15 protein-coding genes and 1 tRNA gene are annotated in these 10,669 nt (G+C 42.1%); 9 read left to right on the top strand and 7 right to left on the bottom strand.

Annotation, left to right across the window (positions count from 1 at the left end; all coding sequences use genetic code 11):
• The 3 genes from JW881_22005 to JW881_21995 all read right to left on the bottom strand — a co-directional run.
• On the bottom strand, positions 1-195 hold a 195-nt coding region (locus JW881_22005; GenBank protein ID MBN1700201.1), incomplete at its 3' end, for a hypothetical protein.
• 135 nt (positions 196-330) lie between these two features.
• A complete protein-coding gene (locus JW881_22000) occupies positions 331-570 on the bottom strand; it encodes a hypothetical protein (GenBank protein MBN1700200.1) in 240 nt (79 codons plus the stop codon).
• A 161-nt stretch (positions 571-731) separates the two neighbouring features.
• Positions 732-992, bottom strand: a complete 261-nt coding sequence (locus tag JW881_21995) for a hypothetical protein (protein MBN1700199.1) — start codon at positions 990-992, stop codon at positions 732-734.
• A gap of 389 nt (positions 993-1,381) precedes the next feature.
• On the opposite strand from JW881_21995, the gene JW881_21990 reads away from it, so the two are divergent.
• Positions 1,382-1,960, top strand: a complete 579-nt coding sequence (locus JW881_21990) for a hypothetical protein (protein MBN1700198.1) — start codon at positions 1,382-1,384, stop codon at positions 1,958-1,960.
• A gap of 326 nt (positions 1,961-2,286) precedes the next feature.
• Here the strand turns inward: JW881_21990 and JW881_21985 are convergent, their stop codons facing one another.
• The 3 genes from JW881_21985 to JW881_21975 all read right to left on the bottom strand — a co-directional run bounded on the left by JW881_21985 (position 2,287) and on the right by JW881_21975 (position 3,379).
• Positions 2,287-2,526: a hypothetical protein gene (locus JW881_21985; GenBank protein ID MBN1700197.1), complete on the bottom strand. Its 240-nt coding sequence runs from the start codon at positions 2,524-2,526 to the stop codon at positions 2,287-2,289.
• 156 nt (positions 2,527-2,682) lie between these two features.
• On the bottom strand, positions 2,683-2,910 hold the full coding sequence (locus tag JW881_21980; protein ID MBN1700196.1) for a hypothetical protein: 228 nt from the start codon (positions 2,908-2,910) through the stop codon (positions 2,683-2,685).
• 214 nt (positions 2,911-3,124) lie between these two features.
• A complete protein-coding gene (locus tag JW881_21975) occupies positions 3,125-3,379 on the bottom strand; it encodes a hypothetical protein (GenBank protein ID MBN1700195.1) in 255 nt (84 codons plus the stop codon).
• A 494-nt stretch (positions 3,380-3,873) separates the two neighbouring features.
• On the opposite strand from JW881_21975, the gene JW881_21970 reads away from it, so the two are divergent.
• The 7 genes from JW881_21970 (at position 3,874) to JW881_21940 (ending at position 8,666) form a co-directional block, all read left to right on the top strand.
• Positions 3,874-4,773: a 4-hydroxy-3-methylbut-2-enyl diphosphate reductase gene (locus JW881_21970; protein MBN1700194.1), complete on the top strand. Its 900-nt coding sequence runs from the start codon at positions 3,874-3,876 to the stop codon at positions 4,771-4,773.
• A 98-nt stretch (positions 4,774-4,871) separates the two neighbouring features.
• Complete coding sequence (locus tag JW881_21965) at positions 4,872-5,459, top strand: 5-formyltetrahydrofolate cyclo-ligase (protein MBN1700193.1); 588 nt, start codon at positions 4,872-4,874, stop codon at positions 5,457-5,459.
• Positions 5,460-5,655: 196 nt separating this feature from the next.
• The gene (locus JW881_21960; protein MBN1700192.1) at positions 5,656-6,111 is read left to right on the top strand and encodes a hypothetical protein; all 456 of its coding nucleotides are present in this window, start codon (positions 5,656-5,658) and stop codon (positions 6,109-6,111) included.
• A 108-nt stretch (positions 6,112-6,219) separates the two neighbouring features.
• Positions 6,220-6,807: a hypothetical protein gene (locus JW881_21955; GenBank protein MBN1700191.1), complete on the top strand. Its 588-nt coding sequence runs from the start codon at positions 6,220-6,222 to the stop codon at positions 6,805-6,807.
• 171 nt (positions 6,808-6,978) lie between these two features.
• A tRNA-Glu gene (locus JW881_21950) sits at positions 6,979-7,050 on the top strand.
• Positions 7,051-7,108: 58 nt separating this feature from the next.
• A complete protein-coding gene (locus tag JW881_21945) occupies positions 7,109-7,594 on the top strand; it encodes a DUF3996 domain-containing protein (protein MBN1700190.1) in 486 nt (161 codons plus the stop codon).
• Positions 7,595-7,760: 166 nt separating this feature from the next.
• The gene (locus JW881_21940; GenBank protein MBN1700189.1) at positions 7,761-8,666 is read left to right on the top strand and encodes a tetratricopeptide repeat protein; all 906 of its coding nucleotides are present in this window, start codon (positions 7,761-7,763) and stop codon (positions 8,664-8,666) included.
• A gap of 297 nt (positions 8,667-8,963) precedes the next feature.
• On the opposite strand, the gene JW881_21935 is transcribed toward JW881_21940, so the two are convergent.
• Positions 8,964-9,605: an adenylate kinase gene (locus JW881_21935; GenBank protein ID MBN1700188.1), complete on the bottom strand. Its 642-nt coding sequence runs from the start codon at positions 9,603-9,605 to the stop codon at positions 8,964-8,966.
• A 488-nt stretch (positions 9,606-10,093) separates the two neighbouring features.
• Here JW881_21935 and JW881_21930 point away from each other — a divergent pair, with 488 nt between their 5' ends.
• Positions 10,094-10,405 (top strand): hypothetical protein, encoded by a 312-nt coding sequence (locus tag JW881_21930; GenBank protein ID MBN1700187.1) that lies wholly within the window; start codon positions 10,094-10,096, stop codon positions 10,403-10,405.
• The last annotated feature ends 264 nt before the right edge of the window (positions 10,406-10,669 follow it).

The following is a 10,669-nucleotide window of genomic DNA, read 5'->3' as shown; positions in this document are numbered from 1 at the left end:
TTTACCCACACACTCCGGGAATCGCTCCATCAATTGACAGGCGATTATTGAAACATTTTCGTCTTCGGTAGTATGAATTGATAATTCATCACCCTTCCATGAATAAAGTATAATTCTTAATCCATTATATGCCATTTTTCTGATATGGCTTGATATCCTCGCTTTTAATGTATTGTACGTTCGCTCCTTTACCATGGTTTTACCCTCCCTCTTTACCGTTACAATGAAAATATAGTGTACAGTTTTGTGTGTAAGCAAATTAATAAACAAGTATTAAGCTGGTATAAAGTGGGTACAAAATATACATACATTATACCAGTGCGGAGGTTTTTAAAGCTTCATCACTTTCGTTTCACCACATATGGAAATGTTGATCTTGCTTAGCCAATCCGGAAATAGTTTTTGTATGAGGTTGGCGATTTTTACAACACCTTCATTATTTGTGGTATGGATTCTCAGATTATTGTCCTCCCAGTCAAAGAGGGCAATCTTTATTCCATGAAGAGCCATTTTCTGTATCTGAAAAGATACTTCAGCCTTTATACTATTAAGCGTCGTCTTCTTTGTCATTGTTTCTTCCTCCCCCCCGTTAAGAGGTGGTAGCATTATACTGTAGTACAATGGTTGTAATCAAATAAAATCAATCCATGTATATTAGTATATACCGGGTAAAAAATCGGTATATATCAGGTATAAAATAACGGGAGAGATACCTGGTCGGGCTGCTTGAGTCATTTTTTCCCGTCTTTCATATACACCGCCCCCGCTACTTCATCATTGTCCGCCGTCCGGACGCTGACGTGGTACCCGGAGAGATGCTTTCCGCACGTTGTTTCGAGACGCTGCATGACGACCGGACCCTGTTCTGCGGTACCGATGTAGACGATTATTTCCTCGTCTTTTATATTGTAAAAAAGGACATTCAGGCCGTCCCTGACCATGGCCCTGAGTTGGTCGGAGACGATGTAACATATCGGAACTGTATCGGGCATGCTGCCTCCTTTACCTTTGAAAATGAGTATGGCTGCCTTCCTATCATACGCTGCAGGATGCGGCCTGTAAATCAGGAAATTATACCCCCCATATCGGGGAATTCCTGATACATTGAGGTGCTGTTATGTGATACGCCGGGTATCGGTAGATCCGGTCGGACTGAGTGAAAATCACCATAGCGAAACAAATGCGAGGACCGTACATCCCTGCAACGGTCATCGGACTCACTCCCTTTCGGTATGAGTTTCTATGAAAAATCCTTTTTCCATGCTTTTGCTTGCTGGCGGCTTTATGTATAATGGTGGTCTGACGGGCGGAATGGGACGGCCTGAATCCCCATGCCTTCAAGTAGAATTTGACGCGAATTGTCCGAATGAGGGGCCAACATATGGAAAAGTACCTGTTTATTGACATCGAAACGACCGGTCTGGATACGAATAAAAACGGAATTATCCAGATCGCAGGGATTATTGAAATAAACCGGAATATATGTGAAAAATTCAATTTTCATGTAAAACCTTTCGCCTCAGATATCATCGACCCCGAGGCGCTCAGAATCAATAATGTCGCGATCGACGCTTTTATTAATGACGGGCGCTACATCGATCCCGTTGCGGTGCATGGAAAACTGATTGCGGTCTTTTCCCGTTATATCGACAAGTTCGATAAAAAGGACAAGTTTCACCTGGTCGGATATAATTCTCTTGCATTTGACGTCCCCTTTCTCAGATCATGGTTTTATAAGTGCGGGGACACTTATTTCGGATCGTGGTTCTTTACCCCGTCGATCGATATTATGCCGGTATGGGCGTATCTTCTCGCCGCCGAAAGGGACCGGCTTCCCGATTTCAAGCTGTCGACCGTCGCGGCCCATTGCGGGATTGATATTGATACGATTCAATTCCACGATGCCATGCAGGATGTCGAAGTTACGAGGGAGTTGTATCACGCCATAGGCGGGCTGTGAAAAGCTATACGATAAAGATTCGTGTGGAATCGCGTGCGCCGAAAATCCGGAAAAAACTATGGTAAAAGAGGGGGAGGGGACTGACGTCTTATCGGCGCCGCCCCCTCCTTTTATGGTTTGTCAGAAGGAAAAAAGGATACCTTGAGCATAATGTCTGTAAAAATATATGCAATAAGGGAAATATTGAATATTGCCTAGGAAAATGGAGGAAAATATTACCGGAGTATTTTGCTAACCCCAAAGCGTGTATTAACGTCAAAAACGTGATCTGTATCATGTGTCGATCAGGGAGAGGAGACAACGTGAGTATGGCGGTGCATACGGATTTACAATTTTAGTATTTTTGTATTGCCTATGATCGCAATACTGATTTCATTCAGAATTCCCGAACATTTTTTTTTGAGAATATCGGCCAACTCCTCGAGCATGTCGTCGTTGTTGACATGGATATTGAGGTTGTTATCGTCCCAGCTGTATAAAATCACATGTATGCCGATGTCATGAAGCTTTTTAAACTCATAGATCAGTTTTACCTTGAAATCGGCGAGTCTTTGTTCTTTCTTCATATCTGCTCCTCCCATTGATATCCAATGTCAACCTAATAATATGCGAAACAATATTCAATCAGGAAATTTTTGTTTTTCAATTAAGAAAAAACCTTATGGGCGCTTCTATAATCCTGCACGGCAGGTTTTTAGAGGAGTCCCTGTGTTATTAACGTTTTACTGTTTTTCCACGATATAGGTGACGGTAAATTCTTTCATTGCCCCGGGACAATGATGTTTTAATGCCCAATCGATGTCGATGACCCTGCTGTCGTCTTTTACATGAATCTTGAGTTCATGATCGTCTATGTCATAGAGGAGAATGGGGATGCCATTCAACGCAAGTTTTTTCAATTCAAACTCGATGATGGTAGACGAATCGTTAAGATTGCCCAGATAATTCATATATTTCACCTCCTGTTTGACATCTGTTTACAGCATAACCATTTTATACTGCATCGTGCAATCAGGATATTTCTTATTATTCGATAAGGGGATGATGGAATGGTTTCAGGAAAAGCCTTAAGGTATGATTATTCCGTATCTTTTTATTTTATAAATAATTAATGCACGTAATGAAAAAAATTATGTCTTGTCCGGGCAACCGTGACCGGGTGCATTACTTTTTTTGTTTTCCGAATGTGGCCTGCATGACATTATTTCCTTTTTTATCATTGATCATGATCCGGACATTGTCGAGTTCGTTTCGCCATGATGACCACAACTCCTGGATAATATCGAATATTTTATTGTCGTCTTTGACACAGAGGACAAGTCTGTCCGGTTCCCATTTCAGGGAAACAATGGAATACCTGCCATTCGGAATTTTTCTGATATGCTGCGTAATCATTGTTTTGATTTTTGTATCAGGCATATTCATTTCCCGTTTCACTCTCTCCCGGCTGTACGCCGGGGCGATGATCCTTCTTGATACCCGCTATTGCACTATTAAAAACAGAGGCGGAGGAAGGAATTCGGGACAGGAACACCGGATTGGGTAATCCGGCAGCGTCTCCGCCTCTGACAGTAAAAGTATATCCCGTTATTGGATTGCACATCTTCTGCCCTCAAGCCCGCAATAGTTGCCGCCACCTCTTTGTGTATACTTGTACTATGAATCTATACCGATATGATTCATCCTAACTATAAGAATACAAATAATATGAAATTGGACAATAAGAGAAACCATTAAATTAAATTTAAGATATACCATGAGGTCCTAGGGGATTCACCTATACTCCCATACCGGACGATGTTTCAATCGACCCGATCGCCTTTCCCGGCTGCATGCCGTTTCCGCCGTATTTTCATGGACCGGGCAACTTTTTCATCCATGGCATTGTTTTTTACAGGTTACTTTGATAGATTATGGTTATGGAAGTTCTTTGTCCGACGTTTTCGGGTTTTTGCCCCGGCGTAAAAAGGGCTGAAAAGCGTATTTTAAAAGTAAAAGAGGATCATCCGACTGAAAAGATTTTCACGATCGGGAATCTTATAAACAATCTTTCCTATATCCGTTTCTTGAAGGAAAAGAACATCATCACCGTTAATGATGATGATATATCCGGAATAAACCATGGTTCGATAGTTGCCATACGCACCCATGGCATCGACAGGAGGATAGAAGCGGCGTTGCATGAACACTTTGATGTCATCGATTTGACCTGCGGCAATGTTAAAAAAGTACAGCTTAAAATAAAGGATTATTCGGATAGAGGATTTTACATTATCATTACGGGAAAAAGAAAGCACCCGGAAATAATCGGATTGAAAAGCTATGCGCGGGAAAGCTCTATCATTGAAACCGATGAGGATCTTGATCTTTTTTGTCGACGAGATATCCCTTCTCACGTAAAAAAAATCGGGAACCCTCTCGATGTCTTTATCGTTTCTCAGACAACAGGAGACAGGTCCCTTTTTGAAAACACGGTAAAGCAGCTCGATAGTCGATTCGGATGGGTGGGAAAAAAGGAGTGGTTCGATTCAATATGTCCTGTTACGTCTAGAAAAGCCGCCGCTTCCTGTAAACTCCAGAAAAAGACGGATGTCACTTTTGTTGTCGGCGACAGGCTTTCTTCAAATACCTTTCATCTTTACAAAACCTTAAAAAAGGAAAAAAAAGATGTTTTTTTTATCGAAAAGGTAGACGATGTCGATGCGGCGCATATCCCGGCCGGAAAATACAGAAAAGCACTTGTTATATCTTCGGCTTCAACACCGTGTTTTGTTGAAAAAGAGATATGTGAATATTTGAAATCGGTGAAGTAATGAAAGCCTCATACGACATGGGAAACGGTTGGGCCCCGGGGGAAACGGTTGGGCCCCGGGGGGAATAGACTGCATAACGGATAATGAGCGATACGATCATGATTAAAAAAAAATTACGGCAGGAAATGCGATCGGCTTTAAAAAGCATGAAAAAGGATATAAGGGAGAGAAAAAGCCGGATTATCTCGGAAAAAGCAAGGCATGCACCATGCTGGAATAATGCCGATACAATTCTGGTTTTTTTATCCATGCAGGAAGAAGTTGAAACCGGGTTCATCATACAGGCGGGCCTCAATGCAGGAAAAACGGTGGGAGTGCCCAGTATTTCAGGACGGGAAATCATATTTCATGAAATCGGGTGTATTGACCCGGAGTGTGTGATAAACAGGTATGGGATACGCGAGCCGGATCCCGAATACCCCGTGATCGATTCCGGTGCCCGGCAGCGTAACAGGATACTCGTTTTTACCCCCGGTTTGGCCTTTGACAGGAATTTGTCCCGGCTTGGGCGAGGAAGCGGGTTCTATGACCGGTTCATCCGCAGGATCCGCGTGAGTAAACAGGACAATGTCAGCTTTTGCGGGATATGTTTTACCGAGCAGCTGATAGAAGAAGTCCCGGTTTCCTGTTATGATGAAAAAGTCGATGCGGTGATCACGGATTCAGATGTTTTTGGAATCGTATGAGTAAAAACTTCATCTGACGGAGAACGTCCGTTGCGGCGGTTTTTTTCTTCCGATAACAACCGTTTATAAATAAAGTTGAGCTGGTCATTTTCATCTTTTTAGGTTATAATGAGAGGATAAGGGGACGGTGAGGTCTGCCCGGGGCGGGAGCCCAAGAGCTGGACATCCTCACTCGGCTTTTTAAAGGAGGGACGACATGATGGATGTAACATTACCCGTACAGGTGATAATAATTATGTGCGCCCTCATCAGCCCGGCCGGAGACGGGGTGAATTATTATATCGACGGTATTGAAATGTCCGGCGGTAATGATATCGATGTTGCGTACTGTATGCCTCAAAAGGACGGTCGCACGACGAAATATTACGAATATAAAGAAGACGGTGATCTTGATTTTGTCTTTTCTTTGGAGCGGCATGAAAAAAATCCTTTGCTTTACACCTTCCATACTGAAGATGCGGAATCGATTCGGATTAATCTGGCCGATTATATCGATCAAGATGATATCACCCGGCTCGAACTGAATAAAGAACCTTCCTTGACGATCACGTTGCACGGTGAAGCGGGGGAAATGGAGATTCTTAATATCGGGGTGGTGACATATCTTTGGGTAGATGCGTATAATAAGATTGTCTTCTCCATCCATGAATAGCGAAAAAGTAAAGAGACGTACCGTCGATCCGATTTGAGGTCGTGCCGGAAGAAAGGCGAACGGACAAACATATTTTTATCAAATGCCCATCATGAAGGAAGGAATAATATGAAAGAGATTAAATCTGCGATTGAGATCGCTTTGGAAAAAACAAAGGGGATCGAGGGAGACAGGAAATTGCTCGAGTCTGAAGAATATATCAAAAAAGGAAAGAAAATAATTTCCGCTTTTCTGGAAGATCCAAAAGCGACCCTTGACGGCTGTTTCAAGGACATGGAAAAAGACAAGATCGCGCTCGTAAAAAAGGGAATGCTTGATGCGCTTTGTGCAAATCTTCATCTTCCTCAGGATGAAACGACACTGGAAACAGTTAAGCATTGTGAAACGGGATTTTTGAAGATTATTGATAATACAAAAAAGGTAAAATTACTTTTCGAGCAACTCGACGCTTTTTTCAGGGAGTACCTCGACGGAAAGGTCAGGATCAAGGAGCATATCGATATGCAATATGCCCCTCGTCTCAAGCAAAAACAGGAAGCCCTCTCGAAACAGTTGGGGGCACCGGTTCATTTGAATTCCGAATCCGATCCTGAATATATGCAGGTATTAAAGCAGGGGTATGCCCAGTTTGACGAGCGTTACAGAACGGTGATCGATAACGTGAGAGAGGAATTAACGGCGATGTTCGGGAGATGAGAAAGACCGATGGAAAGCTCATCAATCACTTGAAAAAGTGTTTGCGAACGGTCAATATTTAGCGTAGCCGGCCCAAAAAGCACAAAATACCGCTTGACAAAAAAGCATAAGTTTGTAAATTTATAGCGGTAAAATGAGTATAATGATTTTTTGATTATTACTGTTTTACGTGTCTCCTTCGTCTAGTGGTTAGGACACCGGGTTTTCATCCCGGCAGCAGGGGTTCGACTCCCCTAGGAGATGTCATTTCAGTGTATAAATGCAATGTATAGTAAAACCATAAGGAAAGGTGTGTATCTATATGAAAAGGATATTCTTTGTTTCTTTCTTTATTCTGCTTTCAATGATGTGCGCTACCTCGCTTTTTGCACTTCGCGTCGGTCTTGAGTTTGGAAATCCGACAGCCGTCGTCATTATCAGGCCGGAACCGTTTGATATTAAAATCGGTTATATTTTTGCGGATCTGATGGGTACGGGGAATCTTAATTTTCTCCATATAAGCGCGGATTACAGAATTATCAATTCGATGCACCTCATTGATTTCTTGAGTCTTTTTTTCGGGGTCGGTGCGTATGCCCAAATTTATATAGCAAGCGGTGATTCGACGAATGAAAGCGACGCCGATCTGTATATCGGCGGCAGAATTCCTATCGGGATACAGGCATTCCTTCTGAAGGGGACTTTGGAGGTTTTTCTGGAAGTCGTTCCTACGGTCGTCTTTCTACCCGGTATCGCATTCGGCGGTTTGCAGGGATTTGTCGGGTTTACTATAAAACTGCCAAAATAACAGGGCGGAAAGCACCATCTTCGTTATCGTGTCGATTATACCGGTCCTCTTGAGAGAATAAGGGAGGACCGGTTACTTTTTCATAAAATAAAATAATTATATAAAGGCGGCTTTGGTGTCGCGATTTTATGCAAGTATAAACGGTTAAACGTTATCCGGAACAACAATGATAAAAAGAATCAGATCACTTCTTTTTTATGCTTTTATTCCGATATTGCTTCTCGGTTTTTCCTGCGCGTCAGGTATTCGGTGGTCCGAACTTTCGGACGAGTATTATAAACTCGGAAATGAATACTACAATCTCGGTAATTTTGAAAAAGCAGCCGAGCTTTACCGGCGGGCGGTGGATTTAAATCCGGATTTTTCCCGCGCAAAATATAATCTTGCACTCGCGCTGATAAAGACAGATCGATTTGAAAGTGCCCGGGAATTACTGGAACAGCTTCTAAAAGCTGATCCCGACAATCTTGACGTGCTTACCATGAGCGGATTCGCGTATCACCGGAAAGGAGATAATGAAAAGGCCATACGGGTATTCGAGCATATTCTTGAAATAGCACCTGAAAATACGTATGCCATGTATAACGCGGGTATTATTCAATGGAAACGTGAGAAGCGGGATGATGCAATCCGGTATTTTTTACTGCTTCTGGAATATTCTCCGGAAGATACCGATGCGTTATACAATCTCGGAAATCTCTATCTCGAATCGAACGAATATGAAAAAGCCGTTGATTATTTTGAACGATTTATACAGAAAAATCCTGCGGACAGCGGTGCGTATATATCATGTGCCCGTGGATACAATGAATTAAAGCGATACGATCTCGCTTTGGAAGCATATGATGCGGCCCTTCTGGTAAATCCCCAATTAAAGGATGCCCTTTTTGAAAAAGCGGTCATTCTGTTAACAAAAGTCATGGACCCGGAAAAGGGATTGGAGGCACTCGAAAAAGTCCTGAATCTTGGCTTTAATGATGTGGAAAAGCTGAAAACACTCTACGAAGATCCCGATGTAATTGAAAAAGAACGTATCGGGCAAATGCTAAAAGCAAGGAACTTTATTCAATAAGGGTGCCCGGTATGGACGGGAGTTTTTTACGGGTTATCTCAAAAATTTATTTCTCAGGGGTGTCTGGCGTATTGACACACGATATCCTGGAGGGTTAAATGTCTCATTTAAAAATGTTCCTGCTGACCGCCTTTGCCGCGATGGAAGCTTTCGGTACCATAGATACATTGCGAGACGGAATGCATCAAACCGATAGCTGCCGCGAAAAAACCGTATTAATATCGTTGCCTTGAAAGACATCCGGGGAAATGTCATCCGTCTTCAGGAAACCCTCGTTAGCGGGCGTCCCTCTCCCGGCTAACCGTCGGCTTTCTCCGCCAGACGGGTAAATGCGCGGTAGACCTCTTCTGATGTACCCGAAGCATCGATCGTATGAAGTATTCCCCTGTTTGCATAAAAATCGATAAGGGGTTTCGTTTTTTTTCTGTAAATCTCGAGCCGGTTCCTGATTGCGGGAATTTCGTCATCTTCCCTGATGATGAGGTCTTCTCCGCACCGGTCACATTTGTTTTCGATTTTCGGCGGGTTATTTTTTATATGATAAATGGCGTGACAGGAGCCGCATATTCTTCTTCCGGAAAGCCTTTCGATAATGATCTGGTCGTTTTTGATATCGAGATTGACGACCATTGTGATGTTTTCGAATGTCTGCAAGGCTTCCGCCTGCCGTATCGTTCGCGGGAAACCATCGAGGATATATCCGGTTCGGGCGTCTTCCTCTGAAAGCCTTTCTTTTACAAGAGAGACGGTCAGTTCATCGGGAACGAGTTCGCCATTTTCGACGATTTTCTTGATTCTTTTCCCCAGCGGGGTCTCTTTTTCGATCGCTTCCCTGAAGATATCACCGGTAGAGATTTGAACGACGCCGAAATCCCGACATACCATGGTTGAGAGTGTCCCCTTACCGGCTCCCGGGGGCCCCAGAAAAATAATTTTCATTCTGACTCCTTTTCTCTATATTTTATCGAAATGGTTTCATTTTGATATGTTTTTGCTATTTTATATTGTACGGCACAGGCTTGAGAACATATATTTTTTCCGAATCCTTCATTTTTGAGAAAGTAATTACCACACACTTCACAACGTGTATAATTTTCCGAACAAATAATAGAACAAAAGGAATCGTTTAAAGCTTCATCTTTGCGTATATATCTGCCGCATGTTTGACAGTTAATATAGCCGGCTGCGGTTTCATCCAATTGAACACTCACCTCTTTCTATCCGCGTGATACTATAATGGTGAATAATAATGAAAACGGTAGTACAGGTCAAGAAGGAGGTGCTTTCATTATCAGCATATATGCCCGTATATCTTGAACAATTTATCTTGATACAACATAGTAAAATTGATATTCTTTACATGACGGTGAAAAAGATGATTGTTACACGTATCTTGACCGATTTTACAAAGAAAGGGAGACAGCGTTATGAGTTTTTGGGATAGAATGCAGAAAATTATTAATGACGGCATTGATGCATCCAAGGAGATGTTGAATAAAGCAAAGGAAAAAGCACAGGATCTTGGGGAGATAGGAATTCTTAAATTTGAAATATCCCAGCTTGAAAAACAGGCTGAGAAAAATTTTCTTCTTCTTGGTTCGCGCGTTTATGAGATTTTTGTTGAAAAACAGGAACATACAATCAAGAATGAGCAAAAGGAGGTAAAAGATATCATTCAGGAGATACTGAATATCAAGAAAAAGATCGAAGAGAAAGAAGAAATATTAAAAAATATTTGAATTTTTTTTATTTCTGCTATTGACATTTTATTTTGGAACGATTACTATATCTTCACGACGATAGCAATACGTTATATTTTCTCTTTTGAATTTTCTAAAGGGTAGAGAATGCAAAAGAGATTTTAGTTGCTATAGCGAATAAAGTAGGAATGAGATTATATATTTTCATGACCTATGTTGATCTTTGGAAATATAGAGGGAAGGGAGAAACAAGAGCGGGTTATGAGTCAAGAAATCTGCTACTCGCAAGAGTAGTGGACAATA

The organism is Spirochaetales bacterium (assembly GCA_016930085.1).
GTDB lineage: Bacteria > Spirochaetota > Spirochaetia > SZUA-6 > JAFGRV01 > JAFGHO01.
The sequence above is the reverse complement of the archived record's forward strand: the minus strand, read 5'-3'. Positions and strand labels throughout refer to the sequence as shown.